Source organism: Sphingobium sp. R-21, from assembly GCF_049913335.1.
In the GTDB taxonomy this organism is placed as follows: Bacteria; Pseudomonadota; Alphaproteobacteria; order Sphingomonadales; family Sphingomonadaceae; genus Sphingobium.
Map to the genome: position 1 here is coordinate 1889972 of NZ_CP184374.1, position 25655 is coordinate 1915626.

The 25655-nt window shown below is 65.6% G+C and carries 26 protein-coding genes; 11 read left to right on the forward strand and 15 right to left on the reverse strand.

All coding sequences use genetic code 11. The features are described 5' to 3' along the window. Positions 1-22 precede the first annotated feature (22 nt). Positions 23-2059 (forward strand): transglycosylase SLT domain-containing protein, encoded by a 2037-nt coding sequence (locus tag ACN9MX_RS09045; protein ID WP_426386722.1) that lies wholly within the window; start codon positions 23-25, stop codon positions 2057-2059. A gap of 160 nt (positions 2060-2219) precedes the next feature. Next, on the forward strand, positions 2220-2705 hold the full coding sequence (gene greB / locus ACN9MX_RS09050) for a transcription elongation factor GreB (protein WP_363738077.1): 486 nt from the start codon (positions 2220-2222) through the stop codon (positions 2703-2705). Positions 2706-2750: 45 nt separating this feature from the next. Here greB and ACN9MX_RS09055 read toward each other — a convergent pair whose 3' ends face one another. The 5 genes from ACN9MX_RS09055 to aspS all read right to left on the reverse strand — a co-directional run bounded on the left by ACN9MX_RS09055 (position 2751) and on the right by aspS (position 8455). After that, complete coding sequence (locus ACN9MX_RS09055; protein ID WP_133653934.1) at positions 2751-2936, reverse strand: hypothetical protein; 186 nt, start codon at positions 2934-2936, stop codon at positions 2751-2753. Between the two features lie 67 nt (positions 2937-3003). Further along, entirely contained in the window at positions 3004-4317 is a 1314-nt protein-coding gene (locus tag ACN9MX_RS09060; protein ID WP_426386723.1) for a methyl-accepting chemotaxis protein, read from the reverse strand. A gap of 86 nt (positions 4318-4403) precedes the next feature. Next, positions 4404-5186: a polyphosphate kinase 2 family protein gene (locus ACN9MX_RS09065; protein WP_426386724.1), complete on the reverse strand. Its 783-nt coding sequence runs from the start codon at positions 5184-5186 to the stop codon at positions 4404-4406. After that, positions 5183-6562, reverse strand: a complete 1380-nt coding sequence (locus tag ACN9MX_RS09070; protein ID WP_363753310.1) for an APC family permease — start codon at positions 6560-6562, stop codon at positions 5183-5185. Before ACN9MX_RS09070 ends, ACN9MX_RS09065 begins: the two co-directional genes overlap by 4 nt. Positions 6563-6670: 108 nt before the next feature. Continuing rightward, positions 6671-8455, reverse strand: a complete 1785-nt coding sequence (gene aspS / locus ACN9MX_RS09075; RefSeq protein WP_363753313.1) for an aspartate--tRNA ligase — start codon at positions 8453-8455, stop codon at positions 6671-6673. A 128-nt stretch (positions 8456-8583) separates the two neighbouring features. Between aspS and rnd the strand changes: the two genes are divergently transcribed. From rnd to ACN9MX_RS09090, 3 genes are all read left to right on the forward strand, one after another. Next, the gene (rnd, locus tag ACN9MX_RS09080; protein ID WP_133653938.1) at positions 8584-9750 is read left to right on the forward strand and encodes a ribonuclease D; all 1167 of its coding nucleotides are present in this window, start codon (positions 8584-8586) and stop codon (positions 9748-9750) included. A gap of 12 nt (positions 9751-9762) precedes the next feature. Beyond that, positions 9763-10059: an I78 family peptidase inhibitor gene (locus ACN9MX_RS09085; RefSeq protein WP_363738069.1), complete on the forward strand. Its 297-nt coding sequence runs from the start codon at positions 9763-9765 to the stop codon at positions 10057-10059. A gap of 338 nt (positions 10060-10397) precedes the next feature. Further along, a complete protein-coding gene (locus ACN9MX_RS09090) occupies positions 10398-10787 on the forward strand; it encodes a DUF1801 domain-containing protein (protein ID WP_363738067.1) in 390 nt (129 codons plus the stop codon). Positions 10788-10870: 83 nt separating this feature from the next. Here ACN9MX_RS09090 and ACN9MX_RS09095 read toward each other — a convergent pair whose 3' ends face one another. The 3 genes from ACN9MX_RS09095 to lepA all read right to left on the reverse strand — a co-directional run bounded on the left by ACN9MX_RS09095 (position 10871) and on the right by lepA (position 14024). Then, positions 10871-11554 (reverse strand): hypothetical protein, encoded by a 684-nt coding sequence (locus tag ACN9MX_RS09095; RefSeq protein WP_363738237.1) that lies wholly within the window; start codon positions 11552-11554, stop codon positions 10871-10873. A gap of 173 nt (positions 11555-11727) precedes the next feature. Further along, positions 11728-12114 (reverse strand): PH domain-containing protein, encoded by a 387-nt coding sequence (locus ACN9MX_RS09100; protein ID WP_044660367.1) that lies wholly within the window; start codon positions 12112-12114, stop codon positions 11728-11730. Between the two features lie 104 nt (positions 12115-12218). Further along, entirely contained in the window at positions 12219-14024 is a 1806-nt protein-coding gene (gene lepA, locus ACN9MX_RS09105; RefSeq protein WP_363738065.1) for a translation elongation factor 4, read from the reverse strand. Positions 14025-14212: 188 nt separating this feature from the next. On the opposite strand from lepA, the gene ACN9MX_RS09110 reads away from it, so the two are divergent. After that, entirely contained in the window at positions 14213-14983 is a 771-nt protein-coding gene (locus tag ACN9MX_RS09110; protein ID WP_363738063.1) for a CsgG/HfaB family protein, read from the forward strand. A gap of 124 nt (positions 14984-15107) precedes the next feature. Here ACN9MX_RS09110 and ACN9MX_RS09115 read toward each other — a convergent pair whose 3' ends face one another. Further along, complete coding sequence (locus tag ACN9MX_RS09115) at positions 15108-15560, reverse strand: DUF6456 domain-containing protein (protein WP_363738061.1); 453 nt, start codon at positions 15558-15560, stop codon at positions 15108-15110. A gap of 95 nt (positions 15561-15655) precedes the next feature. Here ACN9MX_RS09115 and ACN9MX_RS09120 point away from each other — a divergent pair, with 95 nt between their 5' ends. The 3 genes from ACN9MX_RS09120 (at position 15656) to modA (ending at position 18402) form a co-directional block, all read left to right on the forward strand. Next, complete coding sequence (locus ACN9MX_RS09120) at positions 15656-16219, forward strand: helix-turn-helix domain-containing protein (RefSeq protein ID WP_133653944.1); 564 nt, start codon at positions 15656-15658, stop codon at positions 16217-16219. 130 nt (positions 16220-16349) lie between these two features. Then, complete coding sequence (locus ACN9MX_RS09125) at positions 16350-17525, forward strand: glycosyltransferase (protein WP_426386726.1); 1176 nt, start codon at positions 16350-16352, stop codon at positions 17523-17525. A 103-nt stretch (positions 17526-17628) separates the two neighbouring features. After that, positions 17629-18402: a molybdate ABC transporter substrate-binding protein gene (gene modA, locus ACN9MX_RS09130; protein ID WP_426386727.1), complete on the forward strand. Its 774-nt coding sequence runs from the start codon at positions 17629-17631 to the stop codon at positions 18400-18402. Positions 18403-18446: 44 nt separating this feature from the next. Here the strand turns inward: modA and ACN9MX_RS09135 are convergent, their stop codons facing one another. Beyond that, the gene (locus ACN9MX_RS09135; protein WP_363753330.1) at positions 18447-19193 is read right to left on the reverse strand and encodes an HAD-IIB family hydrolase; all 747 of its coding nucleotides are present in this window, start codon (positions 19191-19193) and stop codon (positions 18447-18449) included. 122 nt (positions 19194-19315) lie between these two features. Here ACN9MX_RS09135 and modB point away from each other — a divergent pair, with 122 nt between their 5' ends. Both modB and ACN9MX_RS09145 read left to right on the forward strand, forming a co-directional pair. Then, on the forward strand, positions 19316-20014 hold the full coding sequence (gene modB / locus ACN9MX_RS09140) for a molybdate ABC transporter permease subunit (RefSeq protein ID WP_363738053.1): 699 nt from the start codon (positions 19316-19318) through the stop codon (positions 20012-20014). Then, positions 20004-20612, forward strand: a complete 609-nt coding sequence (locus ACN9MX_RS09145) for an ATP-binding cassette domain-containing protein (protein ID WP_133653949.1) — start codon at positions 20004-20006, stop codon at positions 20610-20612. The genes modB and ACN9MX_RS09145 overlap by 11 nt, the downstream gene beginning before the upstream one ends. A 42-nt stretch (positions 20613-20654) precedes the next feature. Here the strand turns inward: ACN9MX_RS09145 and ACN9MX_RS09150 are convergent, their stop codons facing one another. The 5 genes from ACN9MX_RS09150 to thiS all read right to left on the reverse strand — a co-directional run bounded on the left by ACN9MX_RS09150 (position 20655) and on the right by thiS (position 25583). Next, positions 20655-22286 carry a beta-3-deoxy-D-manno-oct-2-ulosonic acid transferase gene (locus tag ACN9MX_RS09150; RefSeq protein WP_426386728.1) on the reverse strand — a complete coding sequence of 544 codons (1632 nt, stop codon included), beginning with the start codon at positions 22284-22286 and terminating at the stop codon, positions 20655-20657. 269 nt (positions 22287-22555) lie between these two features. Further along, entirely contained in the window at positions 22556-22996 is a 441-nt protein-coding gene (locus ACN9MX_RS09155; RefSeq protein ID WP_363753342.1) for an HIT family protein, read from the reverse strand. Between the two features lie 108 nt (positions 22997-23104). Further along, positions 23105-23740 carry a CoA transferase subunit B gene (locus ACN9MX_RS09160; protein WP_363738045.1) on the reverse strand — a complete coding sequence of 212 codons (636 nt, stop codon included), beginning with the start codon at positions 23738-23740 and terminating at the stop codon, positions 23105-23107. Next, positions 23740-24450, reverse strand: coding sequence for a CoA transferase subunit A (locus tag ACN9MX_RS09165; protein WP_363738043.1), 711 nt, complete (start codon positions 24448-24450; stop codon positions 23740-23742). Before ACN9MX_RS09165 ends, ACN9MX_RS09160 begins: the two co-directional genes overlap by 1 nt. Positions 24451-24581: 131 nt before the next feature. After that, entirely contained in the window at positions 24582-25583 is a 1002-nt protein-coding gene (gene thiS, locus ACN9MX_RS09170) for a sulfur carrier protein ThiS (protein ID WP_363738041.1), read from the reverse strand. Between the last annotated feature and the right edge of the window lie 72 nt (positions 25584-25655).

Below are 25655 nucleotides of genomic sequence, written 5' to 3' on the forward strand. Positions count from 1 at the left end.
TTCGGAAGCCCTCACGGTTCGTATGCCTCTGATTGCCCTCTTGCTTTTCACAGCCGGCGCCAGCGCCCAGACCGAAACCACTGCCCCTGCGCCGGCTGCGGCCTATCCGCCCGGCGCCGTGGTTCAGGCGGTCCCCAGCTCCAGCGAACCCAGCCCCTGGCAGCGCGCGCAGAGCCGAATCGGCGTGGCGAGCGATCCTTCGATCTCCGGTACGATCAGTCAGTGGCGCGCGCTCCAGCAGAGCGACGGCCTGGGCTCCTCCACCTATATGAGCTTCATCATGGCCAATCCGGGTTGGCCGGGCGAGGACCGGATGCGGCGGCTGGCGGAAACCGGCATCAATCCCGACAGCTACGATCCCGCGCAGGTCATCGCCTTCTTCACCCGCTTCCCGCCGCGCACCGCGACCGGCAATGCCCGCTACGCGCTGGCGCTGATGCAGCAGGGTCGCATGGGCGAGGCGCGGGTCGCCGCCCGCAACGCATGGATCGGCGGCACGCTCTCGCCCGATGACGAGGCGCGACTGCTTTCCCTCTTCGGTTCGGGCTGGACCGCGGTCGAGCATGACCTGCGCGCCGACGCGCTGCTGTGGAAGGGCGACATCATCGGCGCGCAGCGCAGGCTCGCCTATGTCTCGCCGGCGCGCCGCCCGGTCTATGAGGCGCGGATCGCCTTCCGCCAGAAGGCACCCGACGCGGCGATGAAGATGCAGTTGGCGGAGGCCGTGGGCGCGACCGACGCCGGCTTCGTCGCTGACAAGGCGACATGGCTGCTCAACACGGGCAACTGGGTCGCCGGTCGCCAGTATCTCGCCAACCGCCCGGCCTTGGCCTTCCGTCCGGGCGATCCGGAAAAATGGTATGAAGCGCTGCTGACGCAGGCGCGCGCCGCCGCCAATGACAGCCAGTGGAGCTTCGCCTATGGCATCGCCAGCAAGCTGGACGACGCCTATCTGCCCGGCACCGACGTCAACACCCGGCCCATAGGCGAGCGCGACGACTATACCAGCCTGGCCTGGCTTGCGGGATCGACGGCCTTCTACAATCTGGGCAGGCCGCTGGACGCTATGGAGATGTTCCGCCGCTACGCCACCGCCGCCAAGTCGCCGCAGACGCAATCCAAGGGCTTCTACTGGGCGGGCCGCGCCGCGCTCCAGGCCGGGGACACGGCAACCGCCAACAGCTATTTCGCCCGCGCCGGCTCCTTTCCCGACCAGTTTTACGGGCAGCTCGCGCTCGAACGGCTGGGCCGGCCGATCCCGGCCCCCGCCACCGTCGAACGCCCGGTTGAGATCTCCGCCGCGGAACGCGCGGCCTTCGCCAACCGCTCGGTCGTCCGTGCGGTGAAGGCGCTGGGCCAGATGGGCTATTGGGAAGACCAGAGCAAATTCGCCCGCGCCATCGCCAATAATGCCGACAGCGATGCAGATCATTATCTGGCGGTGGAACTCGCGCAGAGCATCGGTCGGCCGGACATGGGCGTGATGGTCGGCCGCCGCGCCGTGTCGAGCGGCCTCACCGGCTATGGCGAAAGCGCCTTCCCACGCGTACCTGTCCCGTCCGAGGCGCAATTTAACTGGACCATGGTCCATGCCATCGCCCGCCAGGAAAGCCAGTTCGACCGTCAGATCGTCAGCCATGCGGGCGCCCGCGGGCTGATGCAGCTCATGCCCGGCACCGCCCGCGAACAGGCGGGAAAGCTGGGGATGAGCTATGATGCCAGCTCGCTCAACGACCCCAGCTACAACATCATGCTCGGCTCCGCCTATTTCCAGCGGATGCTTAACTATTATGGCGGCAGCTATCCCTTGGCGGTGGCGGCCTATAATGCCGGGCCGGGCAATGTGAATCGCTGGATCGCGGCCAATGGCGACCCGCGCCTGCCCGGCGCCGACATGCTGCGCTGGATCGAGCAGATCCCGCTGTTCGAGACGCGCAACTATGTCCAGCGCGTGCTGGAAAACGCCGTCGTCTATGAGGCGATGAACCCGCAGCGCGCCCGTTTCCGGGGCACCACGACGCCGCTGTCCAGATATCTGGGCAAGCAGACGCCGGGCTGAACCCCCTGGGGAACCCACAGGGCTTCGACAAGGGCGGTTCGGAAAGCTAGAGCGGGTTTCGATCTGATTGAATCAGATCGCCGCTCTGGTTTCCTTGTTTTCCGCGATTTCCAAGCGATCGGTTCCGATCGCTTGGAAATCGCTCTAGGGAGGGTTCATCATGAGCACCCCTCACCCCAATTACATCACCCCCGAAGGCTTCGCGAAGCTGCGCGCCGAATATGACCATCTGCTCGGCGTCGAGCGCCCCCGGATCGTGGAGGTGGTGAGCTGGGCTGCAGGCAATGGCGATCGCAGCGAAAATGGCGACTATCTCTACGGCCGCAAGCGGATGCGGGAGATCGATGGCCAGTTGAAGCGCCTTTCCCGCAAGATGAAGGACGCCAGGGTCGTCGACCCGCGCCAGCAACCGGACAAGGGCAAGGTCTATTTCGGCGCGACCGTCACCATCGCGGACGAGGATGACCGGCACCGCACCGTGACGCTGGTCGGCAATGACGAGACGGATGCCGCTGCGGGCCGCATCGGCTGGAGCACGCCGATAGCCCGCGCGTTGCGAGGCGCCGCCGTGGGCGACCTGCGCCGCGTGATGCTGCCCGCGGGCGAGAGGGAATATGAGGTGATGGCGATCAGCTATCCGGCGTGATCGCCCTTTGCGGAAACAGGCGCGCGGCGCGCCGGCCTTCCCACTCTAATCATGCGGCCTCAGCGAATGGTTGAGCCGTTCCATCACTTCCCCGATCGGTTCGGTGACGGTGACGCTGCGTCCCTCTCCAAAGCGGATGCGGGTGCCGTCGGTCACCGATGACACGAAGGTGACCTGCGCGGCATTGACGGCGGTTTCGGTCCGGTCGGCGCCCACGAACATGACGAGCATGCATCCTCTCCTTCTTTCTGGAAGAAGAGCCTAGCCCGAATTCCTCCCGACGCCAGCCCTTTTCCCTTCATGCCGCCTGAATTGCCTGGATGAACGCGCTGGCACGATCATCCAGCCGATGCGCCTCTTCCGACAGGCGCGTCGCCGCGTCGCGCATGGCCTGGGCATCCTCCACCGCCGATCCCGCATTGACGCTGATTTGGCTGGCGCTGGCGCGAACATGCCCGCTCGCCTCGCCCGCCTCCGCCACGCTGTCCGCAATGGCCCGGCTGAACGCGCCATGCCGCGCCACCGCCTCGAACACGGAGGCGGAAAGCCGGTCCGCGGTCGCGATCGCGGCATCCATATGCGCATGCCCCTCCGCCACCTGGCCGACGGTGGTACGGATATGGTCGATCCGCCGCGCAATCTCCGCCGCCGCGTCGCGGGTCTGTCCCGCCAGCGTCTTCACCTCCCGCGCGACCACCGCAAAGCCTCGACCCGCATCGCCGGCCCGCGCCGCCTCTATCCCCGCATTGAGCGCCAGCGTCGTCGTCGCCCGCGCAATCGCATCGATCAGCGCGGTCACTTCCCCAATGCCGTCGGCCTGCGCGCTCAGCGTCCGTGTCTGCGCCGCGCCGGATTGCGTCTGGTCGACGGCGGCGCGAATGGCGGCGCCCGCCTCTCGCACTTCATCCTCCATCGCCTGGAACAGCAGCCCCAGTTCCCGCCCGGATGCGGCGATGCCGGCCAGATTGTCCGCCGTCTGCGCCGCCGCCACGGCCATGCCGGCCGAGGCACGCCCATTATGCGCGGACCGCCCTGCCGCATCCTCGGACAGGCGCGACAGCATGTCCGCCATCGCCACCATGTCGCTGATCAGGGCCCGGATATCACCCCGGAACACCGCGCTCTCGCGCGTCACCCGTTCCAGCCGCTCCACCCGCGCGAGCGCCACCCGAGCATCGCGCTCCGCCGCCAGCTTGAGCAGAAGCTGCCCTCCCGCGATCCCGGCATAACGATCACCATCGACCACGATCAGCCCCTCGCAACCCTGCCCCTGCGCCGCATAGAGATCGATCAGCACCTCTATGCTGGCGCACCGCTCGACCGTGGCGCAGTGCCGGACATGATCGTCCAGCCGCCCGCCAAAACTGGGATTGCGTAACAGGGCATGGCCGAAGGGATTGAACAGGATGCGCCGCATGTCCCGTTCATAGATCGCCCCCACGGGCCGGTCGGCGGCATCGAGCACCGGCAACAGGCGCAGCGCCGGGTCATGCTGGAAATGGTCGACCGCCTCGCACAGCGGCCGCCCCAGCCGAATCGCGGGGCTGGGCGTCACCAGGGTCGGACCAGCCGAATGGGCCAGCGAACGGTCGAGCAAGGACGGCGCGTACATAGGCGCCGATTAAGCCCCCAATGGTAAATGAGCCGTTAGCATTTGATGACAGTTTTGTTACAAGTCACTGATTAAAAGAGATTTTTCTATGGCACCCTGTAGCCATAGGCCTTGGCGGCCAGCTTCACCACTTCCGGATCGGCTTCGGGAAAATCCATCGGCACCAGCTTTTCCAATCGCTTGGCGACATGGGAAAGCGCCGCGATCCGTCCCGCCCGGCGGTGATTATTGTCGATCACCTGCCAGGGCGCTGCCTTGGTGTCGGTCTTGCGGAACATGTCGTGCATGGCGTCCAGATAATCGGCCCGCCGGGCGCGGTTGCGATAATCGTCCGCGCCGGTCTTCCACCGCTTCCAGGGGGTGTCGAGCCGCTGGGCGAGCTGCTCGTCCTGCGTTTCCTGGGTGATGTGGACGAACAGCTTGACGATATTGGTCCCGGCATCGACCTGCTGCTTTTCGAAGGCATTGATCTCCTCATAGGCGCGCTTCCACTCGCCCTTGGAGCAGAAGCCCTCGACCCGCTCGACCAGCACCCGGCCATACCAGCTCCGGTCGAAGATCGCGATGTTGCGTCCCGCCGGCAGCCGCGTCCAGAAGCGCCAGAGGAAGTGCCTGTCCCGCTCCTCCTCGGTCGGGGCGGAAATGGGGTGCACCTTGTAATAGCGCGGATCCCAGTCGGCGGTCATGCGCTTGATGATGCCGCCCTTGCCCGCTGCGTCCCACCCTTCCAGCAGGATGACGCTGCGCCGGTCGTGGATGATGTGCGCGACCTGGATCTTGGCGAGCCGCTGCTGCAATTCGGCCAGCTTCGCCTCATAATCGCCCTTGAACGTCGCGCCCTTCTCATAATCGGCAAGGTCGATGGTCATGTCTGCACCTTCCATTGGCCACGGCGGCAAAGCACGAGCTTATACCAAAGGACCGAACCCGCAATCTGCGCGGCGGTTGCAATCAGTCCTGGCCGCCCCTCCCCGACGTCCAGCCAGCTCGTCCAGACGACATAGGCCAGCGCGAGCAGGGTGACGGCCGGCGCAAGCGGATAAAGCGGCATGCGATAGGGCGCATGGGCGCTCGCCCCGCCGCGCCGTCCGGCCATGGCGGCCAGCGCGATGCCACCATAGATCGCCACCAGCCCCGTACCGTTCAGCACCAGCAGCATCGACATCGGCAGGAAGCAGGCAAGCGTCCCCATCCCGCCGACGATCAGCGTGCCGATCCAGGGCGAATCGAAACGTGGATGGATCGCCACCAGCCAGTCGTCGATGCGCGGAATCCAGGCGCGGTCCCGCCCCGTCGAATAGAAGAAGCGCGCACAGGCCAGGATGCAGGCGATGATGGCGTTGACGATGGCGAGCACGATGCCAACCGACACCAGCGCCGAAAGGCCAGCGCTTCCCCGGTGCCGCACCAGCAGGCCAAAGGGATCATCGACGGTCAGCAGGGTGGCAAGGTCGATCCGCGCCAGCAGCAGCGCCAGCAACGGCACCCCTTCGAACAGCAGCGCGAGCGCCAGGGCGGCGAGGATGGTCCGGGCGATCCTTTTCGGCGCCTCGTGCATCTCCTCGCCGAAATAGACCGCCATGCCATAGCCGTTGAGCGCGAAGATCGCGATCGTCGTCGCCACCCCGACGGAGGCCGCGCTGGCCGGGGCAAAACCCTGCCCCGTCGCCACCATTGGATGGGTCAGGAATTGCAGCGCCGGCCGCGCATGATCGGCAAAGCCCAGCACCATCACCACCGCCACCGCCGCCAGCTCGACCAGCAGGAACAGCCCGGTGATGACCGCATTCACGCGGATGTTGAGGATCGCCACCAGCGTCGACCCGATCATCACCGCGACGGCGACCGGCACGGCGGGGAGTCCCGGCACCACCGTCGCCATGACCGAGGCGATGCCCAGCGCCGCGACGGGCGGGAAGAGCACATTGTTGAAGACATTGACGCCCAGCATGACAAAGCCGGCCATGGGGCCCAGCGTCTGCGCCACCGCGACATATTCCCCGCCCGCCACCGGCCAGGCGGAGGAGAGCTCGGCATAGATGAAGGCGGTGGCGACGCAGATCAGGCTGGCCAGGATCATCGCCCAGATCGCGCCCGTCCCGGCCGCCTGCAACATGCCGGGAATGATGACGAAGACGGAGGATGCCGGGGTGGTCGCGGACAGGGTCAGGAACAGCACGCCCGCCACGCCCAGGCTGCGCGCCAGGGCCGGCGGCTTGTCCGGCAGCATCTGTTCGTCGAGCATGATCTGGTCCCCTCTCCTCCCTTACATAGAAGGGAAGGAGAAGAGACAAGCCCCACGCACGACATGCTCCCGCGAGGGCAGGAGCACAGCTTCCTCAAATCGGGGCAATCAGGCCTTGGCCTGCGGCTCCACGACCCGGATGTTGAGTTCGCGCAACTGCTTGAACTCTGCCGCGCTGGGCGCACCCATCAGCAGGTCTTCCGCGCGCTGGTTCATCGGGAACAGCGTGATCTCGCGCAGATTCTGCGCCCCGCACAGCAGCATGACGACGCGATCCACGCCGGCCGCCATGCCGCCATGGGGCGGGGCGCCATATTGGAAGGCGCGATAGAGGCCGCCGAAGCGCTCCTCCACATCCTGCTGCGACAGGCCGACCTTCTCGAACGCCTTGACCATCAGTTCCGGCGACTGGTTGCGGATCGAACCCGAAGCGATCTCATAACCGTTGCAGACCATGTCATATTGATAGGCCTTGAGGCTCAGGGGGTCCTGGTTTTCCAGCGCGTCCAGCCCGCCCTGCGGCATGGAGAAGGGGTTGTGCGCGAAGTCGATCGACTTCGTATCCTCGTCATATTCGTAGAAGGGGAAATCGACGATCCAGCACAGCTCGAAACGATCCTTGTCGATCAGGTCGAGCTGCTCGCCCACGCGGATGCGCGCAAGGCCCGCCAGCTTGGCCGCCTGGCTTTCCTTGCCCGCGGCGAAGAACACGCCGTCATTGGGGCCAAGGCCCAGCGCCTCGATCAGCTTTGCCGTCCGTTCCTCACCATGATTCTTGGCGATCGGGCCGCCGGGCACGCCGTCCTTGATGTTGATATAGCCCAGCCCCGAAAAGCCTTCGCTGCGCGCCCAATTGTTCATGTCGTCGAAGAATTTGCGGCTGCCCGCACCCGCACCCGGCGCGGGAATGGCGCGAATCACGCTGCCGCTCTCCACCAGCGAAGCGAAAATGCCGAAGCCGCTGCCGTGGAAATGCTCCGTCACGTCCTGGATGATGATCGGGTTGCGCAGGTCAGGCTTGTCCGACCCATATTTCATCATCGCCTCGGCATGGGGAATGCGCGGGAAGCTGCCCGCGGGCGTCACCGGCTTGCCGTCGGCGAACGCCTCGAACACCTGGGCGATCACCGGCTCCATCGTGTTCCACACGTCTTCCTGCGTGACGAAGCTCATTTCCAGGTCAAGCTGGTAGAATTCGCCCGGCAGGCGGTCGGCGCGCGGGTCTTCGTCGCGGAAGCAGGGCGCGATCTGGAAATAACGGTCGAAGCCGGCGACCATCAACAGCTGCTTGTACTGCTGCGGCGCCTGCGGCAGCGCGTAGAATTTGCCCGCATGGATGCGGCTCGGCACCAGGAAGTCGCGCGCGCCTTCGGGCGAGGAAGCGGTCAGGATCGGCGTCGAATATTCGGTGAAGCCCGCATCCTCCATGCGGCGGCGCATGTCGCGGATGATCTGCGTGCGCTTGACGATGTTCGCGTGCAGCGTCTCGCGCCGCAGGTCGAGGAAGCGGTAGCGCAGGCGGATATCCTCAGGATATTCCTGCTCGCCCGCCACGGGAAGCGGCAGGTCGGCGGCAGCGGACAGCAGCACGGCGTCCAGAGCGCGGATTTCGATCTCGCCGGTGGGCAGGTTCGGGTTCACCGCTTCCTGCGCGCGGGCGACGACCTTGCCCGTCACCGTCACGACGCTTTCGGCCCGCAGCGATTCGATCACCCTGAACACCGGGCCGTCGACCTCGGTGACGATCTGCACCATGCCATAATGGTCGCGCAGGTCGATGAAGACCAGGTCGCCATGGTCCCGCTTGCGATGCACCCAGCCGGACACCCGCACCTCATTGCCGACCTCCGCCGTCGTAAGGGCGCCGCAGGTGTGGGTGCGATAGGCATGCATGGCGTTTTTGGTCTTTCAGCTTCGTTTTACGGAAATGACAAATTGTTGCGGCGCCGCTATGGGCAGTGCTGTCAAGCATTGACGAGCCCGTGCGCGACGGGCCAGCCCATAATAAGATCGAAGACCATATGCAAATCCATCCGCTGATTACCGACAGCAAGACTCTCGCTCAATTCTGCGCCCGGATCGCCAAATCGCCCTATATTGCGGTCGATACCGAATTCATGCGCGAAAACAGCTATTGGCCCGATCTCTGCCTGGTGCAGGTTGCGGACGAACATGAGGCGGCGGCCATCGATCCCAAGGCGCCCGGCCTCGACCTTTCGCCCCTGCTCGACCTGATGGTCGACAATGAGGATGTGCTGAAGGTCTTCCATGCGGGCGGGCAGGATCTGGAGATCATCTACAACCTGACCGGCAAGACGCCCCATCCCATGTTCGACACGCAGATCGCGGCGATGGCGCTGGGGCTGGGCGAGCAGATCGGCTATGGCAATCTGGTCGACGCCTGGCTCGGCGTGCAGCTCGACAAGGGCGCGCGCTTCACCGACTGGGCGCGCCGCCCGCTCGACAAGCGGCAGATCGATTATGCGATCGGCGACGTCACTTACCTGATCCAGATATTCCCCAAGATGCTGGAGGAGCTGCGCCGCACCGGCCGCGGCGACTGGCTGGACCAGGAGATGGAGCGGATCAGCGACCCCTCCAATTATGAGAACAAGCCGGACGAGGCCTGGCAGCGCGTGCGCATCGCCAGCCGCAAGGCCGATGTGCTGGGCCGGCTCAAGGCGCTTGCCGCCTGGCGCGAGTTGGAGGCGCAGGACAAGAACCTGCCGCGCGGCCGCATCGTCAAGGACGAGACGCTGGCCGACATCGCCAGCCACCCGCCCCGCACGCAGGAGGATCTGGGCAAGGTGCGCGGCCTGTCCGCCACCTGGAAAACCAACGATATCGGCAACCGCCTGATGCTCGCCCTTGCCGAACACAAGCCGCTGGGCAAGGACGAAATGCCCGAGCGCGACCCCAAAAGGCCGGGCCTGGGCAAGGACGGCGCGCTGGTGGCGGACCTTCTGAAGCTGCTGCTGAAAATCCGTTCGCGCGACATCAATGTCGCCGCGCGCCTCATCGCCCGCAGCGACGACATTGACGCACTGGCGGCGGGCGTGCGGGACGACCTCGCCATACTGGAAGGCTGGCGCTATGAACAGTTCGGTCGCGATGCAGTCGACCTGGTCGAGGGGCGCCTGGCCTTCGCGGTCAAGAATGGCCGTCTCAAGATGACGCGCACGCAATAGGAGTTCAGGACGATGCGGACCGCCGTGCTGCCCCTTCTTTCCCTGCTTGCCGCCTGTGCGGGCGCGAGCGGCCAGGGGCCCGCCACGCCTCCACCCACCGCTGAAGGGCCATGCCGCAACGAGGGGCTGGACCGCTTCATCGGCCAGACCGCGAGTGCGGCGATCGGCGCGGACATGCTCAGGGCTTCCGGCGCGCGCACGCTGCGCTGGGGCGCGCCGGGCATGGCGATGACCATGGATTTCCGCCCCGACCGGCTGACGGTCAGCTATGACGGCAAGATGGTGATCACGACCGCGCGATGCGGCTGAAGATCGCGATGGAATAAAACTTTACGCACAACCGTATTCGATGTGGTGCCGGTCGCAATCCTCCCGATCGCGGCCGGCCGTCCCCACGGGTGGTCCCCAAAGGGCAGCGTAGCGGTGGGGCCGGGAGGCAGGCCCCTCCCGGCACCATCGCTACGCCATTTTCGTTCGCCGCGATCGGTCCAAAGCGGGTTTCGATCTGATTGAATCAGATCGCCGCTCCGGATTCCTTCTTTCCGCGATTTCTTAACCAGCGATCGGTTCCGATCGCCTGGAAATCGCTCTAAAGCGTTCTTCCGGCTGATGAAATCGCCTTGCGCAGCCGGCGAAAGGACCGCTCGATGAACGACACCCCCACTCCCTCCGCATTGATCGACCAACGCATTGCGGAACTCGGCGATTGGCGCGGCGAAACGCTCGCCCATGTTCGCGCGCTGATCAGGGAAGCCGATCCCGAGGTGGTCGAGGAATGGAAATGGCGTGGCGTTCCTGTCTGGTCGCATGACGGCATCCTCTGCACCGGCGAAAGCTACAAGGCGGTGGTCAAGCTGACCTTCGCGAAGGGCGCGGCGCTGGCGGACCCGGCGGGCCTGTTCAACGCCAGCCTCGACGGCAATGTGCGCCGCGCCATCGATCTGAGGGAGGATGAGCCGATCGATGCGGACGCGTTCAAGGCGCTGATCCACGCCGCAGTCGCCCTCAACCGGAGCAAGCAGAAGAAGAAGGGTTGAGATCGAGAGCCGGCGCTCCTCTCCTCGCTGGCGCACGCATCTCAGGGTCGATCACATGCTGCGAGAATGCAGCGCGCGCCTGATCAACATTCCAGCCCTATCAACGTCCCGCTTCCGATCCGGCCGACATAGCGCTTGCCGTCAATCTCCAGCCAGTCCGGCGTCACCTCCAGCCGGCGACCGCGAATGGTGGTGCGCAGATGCTCGACGGCGATCCGGTTGCGCGCGACGATGCGCAGCACCGCCAGCCCCTCGCCACGCGCCGCCATCATGCTGTAACGGTCGCCGCGCAGCAGGAAATGCCAGCTACCGTCGGTCGGTATCCATTCATTGCCGTTCACCACCTGAACCGGCTCGCCATCCGCGCCGCCCATGCGCACGCTGATCCGCGTCGCGCCATTGCTCCGGCGGGGCGGAGCAAAGATCAGGATCGGCTCTCCCTCCAGCGTCAGCGGAATCGGCGTATCCCTCAAAAGTTGCGATCCGCCCATGATCAGCGATGGCAGATCCGGTGAAAAGGGCAGGCGGTCCCGCGCGAAATGACGCTGCCGCACCACCGGATTAGCGTGGAACCCCTGCACCTGCATCGGCGTCAGGCGACCTTCCTCGACCAGCCCGTGACAGGTCGGGCAGAGCAGCGTCACCCCATGACCTTCGGGCAGGCGAAGATAGCGGTAGATGGTCACGCCGCACCGGACGCAGGCGAAACCGCAAGCCTGACGTATCTCGTCCTGCTGCTGCGCGGTCAGTTCTGGCAGCGACGGCATCACACGCAAGCCCATGCACGACGACCCCTTGCTATCGCCTGCCCGCGCCACTGCGGACCGGCGTTCCTCCGGCGTCCTTCCTGCTGGCCGTGGGCGCTCCAACGCGCCCCTTCTCGCTATTGCGCTATCGTTGGAATAAATGCGGACAAGTCAAGAGGCTGCTCACCGATCTCCTACCGCTGGGGCAGCAGGTCGAGGTTGCGCGATGCGGCGATCGCCCGGATGCGGTCGGGCCGCGGCATGGATTTGATGGCGATTTCCGCCATGTCGCCGGCGCTGAACAGCTCGACATTGCCGACGTTGAAGATCCGCTGGCCCAGCGTCTGGGTGATGCGTACGCTGCGGATGCTGGAAAGCGCGATCTCCGTCCGCTGCTTGGCGAGCAGACCCCGTTCCAGCAGCACTTCCCGGTCGGAAAGCGCCAGCCGCTCCCCCTTGTGCAACACCCACCACACGCCGATGGCAAGGATGCCGACAACGGAAATCAGCAGCAGGATGAACAGGAAGGGATGGGCGCGGAACATCGCGGGATGCTCATCATACAGCCATGTCTCGCTCATGCCGGTTTCCTATAGCTTGCCGCCTGCATTGACCATGGACGCCCCGCTGCCGTCAAGGGCGCGGGACACTGCAACTGCAACCGTCTGGCGGCGGAAGGAACAGCCTAGCTGTCATCCCCCATGCGCAGCGCGGCGATGAACGCTTCCTGGGGAATCTGGACCGAGCCATATTCCCGCATCCGCTTCTTGCCTTCCTTCTGCTTCTCCAGCAGCTTCTTCTTGCGCGTGATGTCGCCGCCATAGCATTTCGCTGTCACATCCTTCCGCATCGCCGCGATCGTCTCGCGCGCGATCACCTTGCCGCCGATCGCCGCCTGGATCGGAATCTTGAACAGGTGCCGGGGGATCAGGTCCTTCAACCGTTCGCACATGCCGCGCCCGCGCGATTCGGCGGTGCCACGGTGGACGATCATGCTGAGCGCGTCGACCGGCTCATTGTTGACGAGGATGCTCATCTTGACCAGGTCGCCTTCCCGCGCCCCGATCTGGTGATAGTCGAAGCTGGCATAGCCGCGCGAAATCGACTTCAGCCGGTCGTAGAAATCGAACACCACCTCGTTGAGCGGCAGTTCATAGGTCACCTGGGCGCGCCCGCCGACATAGGTCAGGTTCTTCTGGATGCCGCGCCGATCCTGGCACAGCTTCAGGATCGAACCCAGATATTCGTCGGGGCAATAGATCACCGCCTCGATCCACGGCTCCTCGATATAGTCGATATGGTTGGCGTCGGGCATGTCCGCCGGATTGTGCAGGTGCCGGATCGTCCCGTCGTTCATGTGGATTTCGTACACGACCGACGGCGCGGTGGTGATGAGGTCCAGGTCATATTCACGGCTCAACCGCTCCTGGATGATCTCCAGGTGCAGCAGCCCCAGGAAGCCGCAGCGGAAGCCGAAACCCAGGGCCGCCGACGTCTCCATCTCGAAGGAGAAGCTGGCATCGTTCAGCCGCAGCTTGGAGATCGATTCGCGCAGCTTCTCGAAATCATTGGCGTCCACCGGGAACAGGCCGCAGAAAACCACCGGCTGCACTTCCTTGAAGCCGGGCAGCGGCTCCTTCGCCGGATTCTTGACCGTGGTGATGGTGTCGCCGACGCGGGTCTGGCTGATATCCTTGATCTGCGCGGTGATGAAGCCGATCTCGCCCGGCCCCAGCTCGCTCAGTTGCTCGATCTTCGGCCGGAAGCAGCCGACACGGTCGATCAGATGCTCGGTGCCGCCGATCATGAACTTGATGTTCTGGCCCTTCTTGATCACGCCGTTGACGACGCGCACCAGGATGACGACGCCCAGATAGGGGTCGTACCAGCTGTCGACCAGCATCGCCTCCAGCGGCGCTTCGCGATCGCCCTTGGGCGCGGGGATCTTGGCGACCACCGCTTCCAATATGTCGTCAATGCCGATCCCGGCCTTGGCGCTCGCCAGCACCGCCTCCGATGCGTCGAGGCCGATCACTTCCTCGATCTCCGCCTTCACCTTCTCCGGCTCGGCGGCGGGCAGGTCGATCTTGTTGATGACGGGCACGATCTCATGATCATGCTCGATCGACTGGTAGACATTGGCGAGCGTCTGCGCCTCCACCCCCTGCGCGGCGTCCACCACCAGCAGCGCGCCCTCGCACGCGGCGAGCGATCGGCTCACCTCATAGGCGAAGTCGACATGGCCCGGCGTGTCCATCAGGTTCAGTTCGTAGGTCTCACCGTTTTTCGCGACATAGTCGAGGCGCACGGTCTGCGCCTTGATGGTGATGCCGCGCTCCTTCTCGATATCCATGTTGTCGAGCACCTGCGCGCTCATCTCGCGGTCGGTCAGGCCCCCGGTGCGCTGGATCAGGCGGTCGGCCAGGGTCGACTTGCCATGGTCGATATGGGCGATGATCGAAAAGTTGCGGATGTGCGAAAGGTCGGTCATGGCCCGCGCCGATAGCAGTCATTTGCGGGCCTGTCAGCAGGCTCTCGCCGTGAGCCCGCCCGTTAAGGCTATGGCGGCGATAACCGTTTGCATTGCTTGCGCGTCTGCGCGGTTGTGCTAGAGGATGGGTCCAATATCGGGGCGCTACAAATCAAAACCAGTTCAGCAACTTTCAGGGGTGCATGACAATGCGTGTGTTCGCGAAGTTCATCGCTGCCGCAGCCGGCCTGGCTGTCGTGGCTTCTCCGGCGATGGCCGCCGACAAGGGTTCGTCCGCCCGCCAGCAGCAGGCGAAGAAAACCGCCGAAATTCCTCATTGCACCCGGCGCCTCGGCACGGTGGCGATCGTCGAGCCGGACAACCAGTGGTGGCGGGAACTGAACCTGGGCAGCCCGGAGGCGATCCTCAAGGTGTTCATCCAGCAGTCGGGCTGCTTCGGCATCGTCAATCGCGGCCGCGCCATGGCCAGCCGCAATATGGAGCGCGCCATGGCCGACTCCGGCGAGCTTCAGGCCGGGTCGAACCTGGGCAAGGGACAGGTGAAGGCGGCTGACTATTATCTTCAGCCCGACATCGTCTCCTCCAACAAGAATTCAGGCGGCAACGCGCTGGGTGGAATGCTGGGCGGAATGCTGGGCGGCCGCACCTTCGGCGCGCTCGCTGGCGGCATCTCGATCAAGAAGAGCGAGGCCAATGTGACGCTGTCGATCGTCAACGCCCGCACGACCGAGGAAGAGGCGCTGACCGAGGGCTATGCCCGCAAGTCGGACCTGAGCTTCGGCGGCGGCGGCGGCGCGGGCTGGTGGGGCGGTTTCGCCGCGGCCGGCGGCGGCGGCTACCAGAATACGGAGATCGGCCAGGTGATCGTGCTCGCCTATCTGGACGCCTATACCAAGCTGGTGACGCAGCTCGGCGGCTTGCCCGCCAATGCTGCGGCGGCGGCGCCGCGCGCCCAGTAAGCAGGCTGGCGACACCCGCGACCATCGCGGAAAAGGGGCGCTGCCGGAACTCGGTCAGCGCCCCTTTCCTGTTTCTCCAGGGGCAGATTTCGATCTGATTGAACCAGATCGCCCGGAAATCGCTTCAGCTGATGCGGTACCATGCCGCCACGCGATCCAGCGCCAGCGTCAGCACCAGCTTGCCGGCGCGCGTCGGCCAGCCCAGCGCCCTTTCCGCCGCACTCAATCCCTCACCCGCGCAGACGACCCGCCACAGCACGTCGGCCAGGCCCGGACCCGCAGCGCGAATCGCACCGTCGAATCGCTCCCGGGCGGACAATTGCGCCAGGCCCGGCTCGGCCGCCGCTGCGCCACCGCGCTGCCGCCCCGGCGCAGCATCCCAGCGCATCGTGACGCGCGGCCCCAGTCCCGCCTTTTCCCAATCGCCCCGCAGCCTGTCCCCGGCAAGATAATGCCGCTCGCTCAAATGCCCCCGCGCATGCAGCCAGGCGAGCGGCGATTCGTGCAGGTTGACCGCGACCTTCTGCGCGCGGCCAAAGGGATCCTCTATGGTCTGTTCGATGCATTGCGTGGCCATGGCGCTTCTCCCTGCAGGAATCGGAAGCGGGGGCTTGCCATGCCAGCCTGTTTGTAGGAAAGCATTAAAACCAAATAGGTAAAGCAGGACATATCATGATCACCCGTATCCGGGAGGTACGCAAGGCCAAGGGGCTGACGCTGGAACAAGTCGGCGCCCTGTGCATCCCGCCCACCACAGCCCAGACCATCGGCCGCCTGGAAACCGGCACCCGAACCGTATCGGTCAACTGGCTGAACCGCATCGCCCAGGCACTGGGCGTCGCCTCTTCCGAACTGGTCGCCCTGCCCGGCCAGAATGTGGTTCCCGTCGCCGCTCTGCTGGGCCCGGAGGGCGCCCGCGCGCCGACCCGCCCGCTCTCGCTTCCCCCGCCCGCCCCGGCCGATGCGATGCTGGGCGTGCAGGTGTCGGGCAGCATCGGGGATTACCGCAGCGGTGATGAAATCTGGTGCCGCCGCATCACGCCGGAGGAATTTTCCAGCGTGCTGAACCGCGACCTGCTGCTGCCGCGCCACGCCGGACGCTTCCTGTTCGGGCGGCTGATCGGGCGGGAGGATGACCGGCTGCACATCCTCCCGCTGGGCAGCGGCACGCGCCAGCAGGTGATAAGTGATCCACCTTGGGGCGCCGTGGCGGTCCAACTGGTCAGACGACTGTAGACAAAGGCGGTTTCATCCTTAACCCTGTCCTGATCATGTCTGCCGAAAACAGATCCGCCCATGCATTTTCACGTCAGGCCGCCTTGCCTGACGATTCGGACAATGCGGGAAAAAGAGATAGTTGGATGCGATGACCCTGAACGTCCTGATGCTGTCGACCCTGTTCCCGGACATGAGCCGCCCGAATTTCGGGGTCTTCGTGGAACGGCAGGCACGCGAACTGGCGAGCCGGGACGGCGTCAGCGTCACCGTAGTCGCGCCGCTCGGCATTCCGCCATGGCCGCTGTCGATGGCGAAGCGCTACGCCGCCCTGCGCGCCCTGCCGGCCAAGGAGAGATGGCAGGACCTGACCGTCCACCGCCCGGTCTTCCCGATCGTTCCCAAATTCGGCGGCCGTTTCAACGTCCACAGCATGACGCGCGCCATATTGCCGCTGGTCAGGCACCTCCATGCGCAGCAGCCCTTCGACGTCATCGACGCCAGCTTCTTCTTCCCCGACGGCCCGGTGGCGCAGCGCCTGTCCCGCGCGCTCGGCATTCCCTATTCGGTGAAGGCCCGCGGCGCCGACATCCATTATTGGGGCACGCGCAAAGGCACGCGCAAGATGGTGAAGCGCGCCGCCGACGATGCCGCCGGACTGCTTGCCGTGTCGGGTGCGATGCGCCGATCGATGGCGCACATGGGCATCGATGCCGACAAGATCCGGGTTCATTATACCGGCGTCGACCTTGATCGCTTCGAAATAAGCGATCGCGCCGCTGCCAAGGAAAGCCTGGGTTTCGAAGGGCCGGTGGTGCTGTGCGTCGGCGCGCTCATTCCCCGCAAGGGGCAGGAGTTGCTCGTCCGCGCACTGCCGCAACTGCCGGGCGTCACGCTGCTGTTCGCCGGACAGGGGCAATATCGCCGGGCGCTGGAAAAGCAGGCGGAGGAGCTCGGCGTCGACCGGCGCATCGGCTTTCTGGGGTCGGTTCCGCACGACCGTCTGCCGCGCATCTATGCCGCGGCCGACGTCATGGCGCTTCCCTCCTCGTCCGAAGGCCTCGCCAATGCCTGGGTCGAGGCGCTGGCTTGCGGCACCCCCATCGTGATCAGCGATGTCGGCGGCGCGCGCGAACTGCTCGACCGTCCGGAGGCCGGGCGGATCGTCGCCCGCGAACCCGAAGCGCTGGCTGCCGCCATAAGCGAAATTCTGGTCGAGCCGCCCGAACGGGAGGCGGTGCGCCAGGCCGCACTGCGTTTCACCTGGGCCGCGAATGGCGACACCCTGCTGGAACATCTGCGCTCCATCGCCGGCCAGCCGGGCTGATCACGCCTTGCCGTCCACGCCGGCGTCGTAACATCCTCATGCGCCTCCGCCTGACCAATGGCAGAACGAGACAAATGGGCGCGGATCTGGCAGAAGCGCGGCCATGCCGAAACTGATTCTCCGCACTCTCGCCTGTATCTCTATATTCTTCCATATATCATGGGTGCCAGCCATGGCGCAGCAGCGTGGCCCGCTGGTGCTGGCCGCCGCCAGCCTGCAGGAGGCGATGACCGCCGCCGCCAATGCCTGGGCAGCCCAGCGCCATGCCCGGCCGGTCCTGTCCTTCGCCGCCTCCTCCGCCCTGGCGCGGCAGATCAGGAGCGGCGCCCCGGCCGACCTGTTCGTCTCGGCCGATGAAGAGTGGATGGACGATGTGGAGAAGGCCGGCTTCGTCCAGCGCGGCAGCAGGGCCGACATGGCGGGCAACCGCCTGGTGCTGATCGCCCCGGCGCGCGCGCCGCTGCGGCTTCGGATCACGCGCGGCATGCCGATCGCCAGGGCGCTGGGCGGCTCGCGGCTGGCCATGGCCAATCCCGACAGCGTGCCCGCGGGCAAATATGGCAGGGCCGCGCTGACCGCGCTGGGCGTCTGGCCCGACGTCGCGAACCGGCTGGCGCTGGGCGACAATGTGCGATCCGCGCTGACCCTGGTGGAACGGGGCGAAGCCCGGCTGGGCATCGTCTATGCGACCGACGCCCGGGCATCGAAGGCGGTTGTGCTGGTCGACAGCTTTCCGGCGGGCAGCCACGCGCCGATCCGCTATCCGCTCGCCCGCCTGAGCGCGAGCCGGAACCCGGAGGCGGAAGGCTTCCGCCGCTTCCTGCTGTCGCGGGCGGGACAGGATATTCTCGCACGCTACGGGTTCAGCCGCCGGTGATCCCGCCCCGTCCCTCCTGCCCGAGGGAGGGGGATGTTCATGCCCTATTTCTGGCAGGCGACGATCGCGTCGATCACCGCCAGCGTTTCCTGCGGATCGCGCACCCGCACCGTATCCAGCCCCAGCTCCTTGGCCGGATAGTCGTTGCCACCGGGGAAGATCGCATCGCCGATGAACATCATCGCCTCCAGCGCGATCCCGCTGGCATCGCGCAGCTTTTTGAGGCCATAGGCCTTGTCCACCCCCTCCCGCGTGATGTCGATGGAGGTCGCGCCGCCCATGTTGATGGACAGCCCCGGCAGGCGCTGGCGCAGGTCGGCCTGGATCACCTTGCGCTTGGCGAAGTCGGGATCCCATATTTCCTTGGCATGGATAGGCGCCTGCTGGCCGAGCGCGGAAAAGGTGATCTGGCTGCCGCGATCCTCGATCCGTTCGCCCCACACCTCTTCCGGCACGAAGCCCGTCGCCTCCAGCGAGGCGTCGAACGCGGCCAGGATCGCCTGCTTCTGCGCCTCCTCGAACAGCTCGGCATAGACCGGCGCCCACTGCCCTTCGCGATGGGTGTACAGCTTGGTGCCCGTCGTCGGCATCAGCCACAGGCGCGAACGGTCGGCACGCTCCGGCAGTCGGCTCGCCACCTGCTTGTCGAATTGCGGCCAGTCGCCGCCGGAAATCACCGCGACATGCGCCACCTGCAACAACCGCGCCAGCGCGTCGCCCATCGGCTCGCCCAGCGGCTGCTTGCTCTCCGCCAGCGTTCCGTCAAGGTCGAAGGCGATCAGGTCTTTCATGCGCATGCTCCGGTCTGAAGGGCCGTTCGCCTTTGCCCTCTGGCTCCCTGCGACGCAATGCCGATGACGGGGTTGATGATGGGGGCTGGTGTTTTCCCCTATCCTGCCCGAAAGAGAGCGGCATGATCCTCTCTCCCGAAGAATGGGGCATCGTTACGCTCTCGCTCCGGGTCAGCCTGGTGGCCGTCGGGCTGATGCTGCCGGTCGCCTTCGCCTTCGCCTGGCTGCTTGCCCGTTGGCGCTTTCCCGGCAAGCTGCTCGTCGACGCGCTCGTCCATCTGCCGCTGGTCGTGCCGCCGGTCGTCACCGGATGGCTGCTGCTCGTCCTCTTCGGCGCGAACGGTCCTTTGGGCAGGCTGTTCGAACAGGCGTTCGGCCTCAGCTTCATGTTCCGCTGGACCGGCGCGGCGCTTGCGTCCGCGATCATGGCGATGCCGCTGATGGTGCGCGCGATGCGGCTGTCGATCGAGGGCATAGACCGGCGGCTGGAACAGGCAGCGCAGACGCTGGGCGCGGGCCGGCGGCGCGTGTTCCTCACCATTTCGCTGCCGCTGTCGCTACCCGGCATAGTGGCGGGACTGGTGCTCGGCTTCGCCCGCTCCATCGGGGAATTCGGCGCCACCATCACCTTCGTTTCCGACGTTCCGGGCGAAACCCGCACCCTGCCCATCGCCATCTATTCCGCCTTGCAGTTGCCGGGCGCGGAAGCGGCGGTGACCCGGCTTGCCGTCATTTCGATCCTGCTGTCACTCGGCGCGCTCGTGACATCGGAGGCATTGGCGCGTCGGGCGAGCGGCGGACGGACCAACCATGTCCTTTGAAATTGCCATCGACCATCGCATCGGCGACCGTCTCATCCACCTGCGGGCACAGGCCGGCGCAGGCCTTGTCGCCCTTTTCGGCCCCTCCGGCGCGGGCAAGACCAGCATCCTCAACATGGTCGCGGGCATCCTGACTCCCGATAACGGCCGGATCGCGGTGGACGGCGAGACGCTGTTCGACAGCAGCGCGGGCATCGACATTCCCGTTGCCCGGCGGCGTGCCGGCTATGTCTTCCAGGACGGACGCCTGTTCCCGCATATGCGCGTGCGCGCCAATCTGCTCTACGGCCGCCATGGCGACGCGCCGCTATCGTTCGACGCGGTCCTGGACTTTCTGGGCATCGGCCATCTGCTCGACCGCTGGCCGGCGACCCTCTCGGGCGGGGAGGCGCAGCGCGTGGCGATCGGGCGGGCGCTGTTGTCCGGACCCCGGTTCCTGCTGCTGGATGAGCCACTCTCCTCGCTCGATCCGGGACGGCGCGAGGAAATCCTGACCGTGATCGAACGGATGAAGCGCGATCTCGCCATGCCGATGCTCTATGTCAGCCACGACCGCTACGAAGTCGACCGGCTGGCCGATCAGATCATCGCCCTTTGACGGGAAAGGCGACGGAGGAAGAGCAAGGTCCTGCGCCGGCCATCAACGATGGAAATAATCCGCGGACAAAGTCATGAATCTCTGCAACTTCCCCTGCAAAGTACGCAACCGGATCAACCATGACGTCGGGGACGGCGCCCCGCTTGCCAAGCGCTCGACCATGATTTCAGGTCCGCATGGCAAACGCGTGACCGGGTCCAGATAGCGTGGGTAGAGAATCAAGGCTCCCGCCACGAGCTGATGGAGCGTGAGCCGACGCCCGCGGCGTTCATTGGGCACCGCCAGATCACGCGTCAGCCCCCAGCCGGCATAGAAGGGCATGCCGTGGACCGTCACCGGCCGGCCGCGCATCAGCGCCTCGAACCCGGTGAGGGAGGAGAGGACATGGACCTCGTCCACCGTCTGCACCAGCTCCATCAGCGGCGACCCGGTATCGATGGCATCGGCGTGCCCCAGCACCGCCGCATCGCTCAGATGCCCCTTGCGCAGGCCCGCCTGCACGTCGGGATGCGGGCGATAGACGATATAGGCATCTGGCTCGGCCGCCCGCACCCGCTCCAACAGGTCGAGATTGCCCGTCACCCCCGCGCCGCCATATTCGACCGACAGATCATCCTCGACCTGCCCGACCGCCAGCACCGTGCGGCGACCGTGAGGCAGATCGATCATCTGCCCCCCGCCCGCGCCATATTTCGTGACGCCCGACGCCTGGATCATCGTCAGAAGCCGTGCCGCCCGCCGTTCCAGCGCGGGCGTGAAGACCGTGGTCGACAACAGCCTTTCCATATCGCTGGCCGAACGCGCATCATAATAGATGCCTGTCCGGTCGATCACCACCGATCCGGGCGGATGCAGCGCCGCGCCGAGCCCCTTCGACCGCAGGAAGCCATCCTCCACCCGGGCGATGGCCACGCCCTGCCGGCGCGCTTCCTCCAGCATGTCCGGCGTCACGCGCGACGGCCAGACCGCCAGCACGCCGTCCCGCCTGGCGGCCCGCCGCAAACCCTTGCGCGCAGGCAGGAAGGGCGGTGACCCCACACCGTCCCACAGGAACCGCCGGATCGCCTCCCGCTTCCAGAGCGCCATGCCGCTTGCCGCCGCAATGCCGTGATTGCCGTCCAGATGACGTCGCCAGTCGGCCAGTTGCGCGACCGCCTGCGCGGCGTCGACATCTTCCCCGCTGAAACAGTCGTGATAGGTCGCCGCCGCGATCGCCGCGCGCGCGCTGTCGCGCAGGGTCGCCGGCTCGATGGCCGCGCCGTCCGCGCCGAAGACCGGCACATGCAGCAGTCCGGCGATGATCGCCAGTTCGTCGTCCGCCGCGGCATGGACAGAGCGCGCGCCCGCGACCAGGGTCCAAAGGTCGGTGGGTTCCGGCAGGGCGTGGCCGGGATCGGGGCCGCCCCCCGATTTCCCCACTATCCCGATCTCCCGCCGCGCCAGTCCGTCCATCAGGGCCTGCGGGACAGCCACGCCGGCCCGTGCGACCAGCCTGATACCGTCGGGCCTGTACCCCCAGAAGGTGCCGCCGACCCGCGCCTCCGCAACGGCATCAAGCAGCGCGTCAGGGACGGCGACGACGCCTTCCCCATCCCGGCGCACGCGGCTTATCGCCGCACTCGCGGGCGCGACGCCCGGAAAGGGGGGAGAGCGCAGAAATGGTGTCGCGTTCACGTTGAAAAGCCGTCCCCCGTCACGACTATATTAGCGCGAATGGAGCGACGCTTCAGCCACTCGAAAACGCAATCCATACAACAGCTTCTGTGATGGCCCGGGACAAGGACGTCAAGCGGAAGCGCGAAGCGTCATTTCGTCCCGCATGCCGGTGACGATGTCGAGATAATCCCGCCATGTCGACGCCCGCCATGCCGCGATCCGCGCCAGCCCGGAACCTTGAACGGCCTGAGCGCCATGTCAGCGCGCTTTCACGAGCATTTGGCGCATCAGAACTGGGCGCGTATCTCTTCGGCCAGCTTCTGCAGTTCCACCGGATCGGCAAAATCGCCCTGCGCATGGGCGACGAAGCCGCGCTGCTGCCCTTCCCAGCGCGGCACGATATGGAAATGCAGGTGGAACACGGTCTGCCCGGCGGGCGCGCCGTTGAACTGCGCGACATGGATGCCGTCGGGATCCAGCGCCTTGCGGGTGGCGTTGGCGACCTTCTTCACCGTCGCAATCACCTGCGCCAGCGCCTCATCCTCGGCTTCCAATATGTTCCGCGCCTTCGACCATTTGGAAATGACCAGGCTATGCCCCTTGGACTGCGGTTGGATGTCGAGGAAGGCATAGCTGTGCTCATCCTCGTAAAGCCTGATCGAAGGGATCTTCCCCGCCAGGATCAGGGCAAAGACATTGCCCTCGTCATAAGTGCCGTCGAGGCTCATCGTGCTTCCTCAGAGCGATTTCCAACTGATCCGACTGGATCGCCGATCGGGGAATCGCGGTAAACAAAAAAGCTTAGGGCTTCGATGCGAATGAATCCGATCGAAGCCCTAAGCCAGATAATGCGCGCTTGTCCTTTCGGCGACGTCGTCTTCTGTCACGCCTGGAGCGAGCTGGACGAGGCGGAAGGGGCTGTCATGGTCGGGCCGCTGGAAGACGCAGAGGTCGGTGACGATCATGTCGACCACATTCCTGCCGGTCAGCGGCAGGGTGCAGGCCGGGATGAACTTGGGGCTGCCGTCCTTGGACGTGTGTTCCATGACGACGATGATCTTCTTGACGCCCGCGACCAGGTCCATCGCGCCGCCCATGCCCTTGATCATCTTGCCGGGGATCATCCAGTTGGCGATGTCGCCATTTTCCGCAACCTCCATCGCGCCCAGAACGGTGAGGTCGATATGCCCGCCCCGGATCATCGCGAAGCTGTCCGCGCTGGAGAAATAGCAGCTCTGCGGCAATTCGCTGATCGTCTGCTTGCCCGCATTGATAAGGTCGGCATCCTCCTCCCCCTCATAGGGAAAGGGGCCGATGCCCAGCATGCCGTTCTCCGACTGCAGCGTCACTTCCACGCCGGCGGGGATATGATTGGCCACCAGCGTCGGTATGCCGATCCCCAGGTTCACGTAGAAACCGTCGCGCAGTTCCTGCGCCGCGCGCGCGGCCATTTCATCTCTGCTCCAGGGCATCAGACGGCCTCCCTCTGGCGGACGGTGCGGAATTCGATCTTCTTGTCATAGGGCGCGCCCACGATCATGCGCTTGACGTAAATGCCGGGCAGATGGATCGCATCCGGATCAAGCGCGCCGGTGGGCACCACCTCCTCCACTTCGGCAACGCAGATCTTCGCCGCCGTCGCCATGGGCTGGTTGAAGTTGCGCGCCGTCTTGCGGAAGATGAGGTTGCCGCTCTCGTCGGCCTTCCAGCCCTTGATGATCGCCACATCGGCAAAAATCCCGCGCTCCAGGATATAATCCTGCCCGTCGAAGACCTTGACCTCCTTGCCCTCGGCCACCGCCGTGCCGACGCCGGTCTTGGTATAGAAGCCCGGAATGCCCGCGCCGCCCGCCCGGCACCGTTCCGCCAGCGTCCCCTGCGGACAGAATTCCACCTCCAGCTCGCCGGCCAGATATTGCCGCTCGAACTCCTTGTTCTCCCCCACATAGCTGGAGATCATCTTCTTCACCTGCCGCGTGCGCAGCAGCTTGCCCAGACCCTCCCCGTCAATCCCCGCATTGTTCGAGGCAATCGTCAGGTCCTTGACCCCGCTGTCGCGGATCGCGTCGATCAGCCGTTCCGGTATCCCGCACAGCCCAAATCCGCCCGCGCACAAATGCATCCCGTCAAAGAGAAGCCCCTCCAACGCGCGCGCAGCATCGGGGTAAAGCTTGTTCACCATCGCCAGTCCTCCTGTCCGGGAATCCGCCCAAGGAGATAGAAGCAACCCGGCAATGGGTCAATTTGCTGCGATCGCGAAAACATGCGGCCGTGCTCCTGCACAGGCAGGAGCCCAGTTCGGACTTCAGAAAATCAGATCAGCCCCGCCAGCGGGCTCGACGGATCGGCATACATGCGCTTGCCCATGCGGCCGGCGCGATAGGCCATGCGGCCCGCCTCGACCCCCGCCTTCATCGCCGCCGCCATCAGCACCGGATCCTTCGCCTCGGCAATCGCGGTGTTCATCAGCACGCCGGTACAGCCCAGTTCCATCGCCTGCGCAGCTTCGGACGCGGTACCCACGCCCGCGTCGACCAGCACCGGCAACCTGGTTCCCTCCACGATCAACCGGATGGTCACCCGATTCTGGATGCCCAGGCCCGACCCGATCGGCGCGCCCAGCGGCATGATCGCCACCGCGCCTGCATCCTCCAGCCGCTTCGCCGCAATCGGATCATCGACGCAATAGACCATCGGTTTGAAGCCTTCCCTGGCCAATATCTCCGTCGCCCGCAGCGTTTCCACCATGTCGGGATAGAGCGTCCGCGCCTCGCCCAGCACTTCCAGCTTCACCAGATCCCATCCGCCCGCCTCTCGCGCCAGGCGCAAGGTCCGGATCGCCTCCTCGCCCGTGTAGCAGCCCGCCGTATTGGGCAGGTAGGTGATCTTCCGGGGATCGATAAAGTCGGTCAGCATCGGCGCCTTGGGGTCCGACACATTGACGCGCCGCACCGCCACGGTGACGATCTCCGCCCCCGAAGCCGCGACCGCCGCCGCATTCTGCTCGAAATCCTTGTACTTGCCTGTGCCGACGATCAGGCGCGATCGGAAGGTCCGGCCCGCCACGGTCCAGCTATCCTCATCCACCGGCGACACATCGCCGCCGCCCACAAAATGCACGATCTCCAGCTCGTCGCCATCCTCGACGCACACCTGCGCCAGGGTCGATCGCGGCACCACCTCCAGATTGCGTTCCACCGCCACCTTTTCCGGCACGAAACCCAGTTCGCTCGCCAGTTCCGCCAGCGTCATGCCCGCGCGGATGCGGCGATGCTCGCCATTGATATGGATGGAGATGGTTCCGTCGACGCTCACTATCCGGTCCTGTCAAACAAGGTGTCTCGACTTGGCGCGACACGAAGGGCTAAAGATCAGCGCGCATATAGG

What these genes read in the sequence shown, in the direction of transcription:
- ACN9MX_RS09045 (WP_426386722.1), top strand. Translation starts at nt 23, where the DNA reads ATGCCTCTGATTGCCCTCTTGCTTTTCACAGCCGGCGCCAGCGCCCAG.
- greB (WP_363738077.1), top strand. Translation starts at nt 2,220, where the DNA reads ATGAGCACCCCTCACCCCAATTACATCACCCCCGAAGGCTTCGCGAAG.
- ACN9MX_RS09055 (WP_133653934.1), bottom strand. Translation starts at nt 2,936, where the DNA reads ATGCTCGTCATGTTCGTGGGCGCCGACCGGACCGAAACCGCCGTCAAT.
- ACN9MX_RS09060 (WP_426386723.1), bottom strand. Translation starts at nt 4,317, where the DNA reads ATGTACGCGCCGTCCTTGCTCGACCGTTCGCTGGCCCATTCGGCTGGT.
- ACN9MX_RS09065 (WP_426386724.1), bottom strand. Translation starts at nt 5,186, where the DNA reads ATGACCATCGACCTTGCCGATTATGAGAAGGGCGCGACGTTCAAGGGC.
- ACN9MX_RS09070 (WP_363753310.1), bottom strand. Translation starts at nt 6,562, where the DNA reads ATGCTCGACGAACAGATGCTGCCGGACAAGCCGCCGGCCCTGGCGCGC.
- aspS (WP_363753313.1), bottom strand. Translation starts at nt 8,455, where the DNA reads ATGCATGCCTATCGCACCCACACCTGCGGCGCCCTTACGACGGCGGAG.
- rnd (WP_133653938.1), top strand. Translation starts at nt 8,584, where the DNA reads ATGCAAATCCATCCGCTGATTACCGACAGCAAGACTCTCGCTCAATTC.
- ACN9MX_RS09085 (WP_363738069.1), top strand. Translation starts at nt 9,763, where the DNA reads ATGCGGACCGCCGTGCTGCCCCTTCTTTCCCTGCTTGCCGCCTGTGCG.
- ACN9MX_RS09090 (WP_363738067.1), top strand. Translation starts at nt 10,398, where the DNA reads ATGAACGACACCCCCACTCCCTCCGCATTGATCGACCAACGCATTGCG.
- ACN9MX_RS09095 (WP_363738237.1), bottom strand. Translation starts at nt 11,554, where the DNA reads ATGCCGTCGCTGCCAGAACTGACCGCGCAGCAGCAGGACGAGATACGT.
- ACN9MX_RS09100 (WP_044660367.1), bottom strand. Translation starts at nt 12,114, where the DNA reads ATGAGCGAGACATGGCTGTATGATGAGCATCCCGCGATGTTCCGCGCC.
- lepA (WP_363738065.1), bottom strand. Translation starts at nt 14,024, where the DNA reads ATGACCGACCTTTCGCACATCCGCAACTTTTCGATCATCGCCCATATC.
- ACN9MX_RS09110 (WP_363738063.1), top strand. Translation starts at nt 14,213, where the DNA reads ATGCGTGTGTTCGCGAAGTTCATCGCTGCCGCAGCCGGCCTGGCTGTC.
- ACN9MX_RS09115 (WP_363738061.1), bottom strand. Translation starts at nt 15,560, where the DNA reads ATGGCCACGCAATGCATCGAACAGACCATAGAGGATCCCTTTGGCCGC.
- ACN9MX_RS09120 (WP_133653944.1), top strand. Translation starts at nt 15,656, where the DNA reads ATGATCACCCGTATCCGGGAGGTACGCAAGGCCAAGGGGCTGACGCTG.
- ACN9MX_RS09125 (WP_426386726.1), top strand. Translation starts at nt 16,350, where the DNA reads ATGACCCTGAACGTCCTGATGCTGTCGACCCTGTTCCCGGACATGAGC.
- modA (WP_426386727.1), top strand. Translation starts at nt 17,629, where the DNA reads ATGCCGAAACTGATTCTCCGCACTCTCGCCTGTATCTCTATATTCTTC.
- ACN9MX_RS09135 (WP_363753330.1), bottom strand. Translation starts at nt 19,193, where the DNA reads ATGAAAGACCTGATCGCCTTCGACCTTGACGGAACGCTGGCGGAGAGC.
- modB (WP_363738053.1), top strand. Translation starts at nt 19,316, where the DNA reads ATGATCCTCTCTCCCGAAGAATGGGGCATCGTTACGCTCTCGCTCCGG.
- ACN9MX_RS09145 (WP_133653949.1), top strand. Translation starts at nt 20,004, where the DNA reads ATGTCCTTTGAAATTGCCATCGACCATCGCATCGGCGACCGTCTCATC.
- ACN9MX_RS09155 (WP_363753342.1), bottom strand. Translation starts at nt 22,996, where the DNA reads ATGAGCCTCGACGGCACTTATGACGAGGGCAATGTCTTTGCCCTGATC.
- ACN9MX_RS09160 (WP_363738045.1), bottom strand. Translation starts at nt 23,740, where the DNA reads ATGCCCTGGAGCAGAGATGAAATGGCCGCGCGCGCGGCGCAGGAACTG.
- ACN9MX_RS09165 (WP_363738043.1), bottom strand. Translation starts at nt 24,450, where the DNA reads ATGGTGAACAAGCTTTACCCCGATGCTGCGCGCGCGTTGGAGGGGCTT.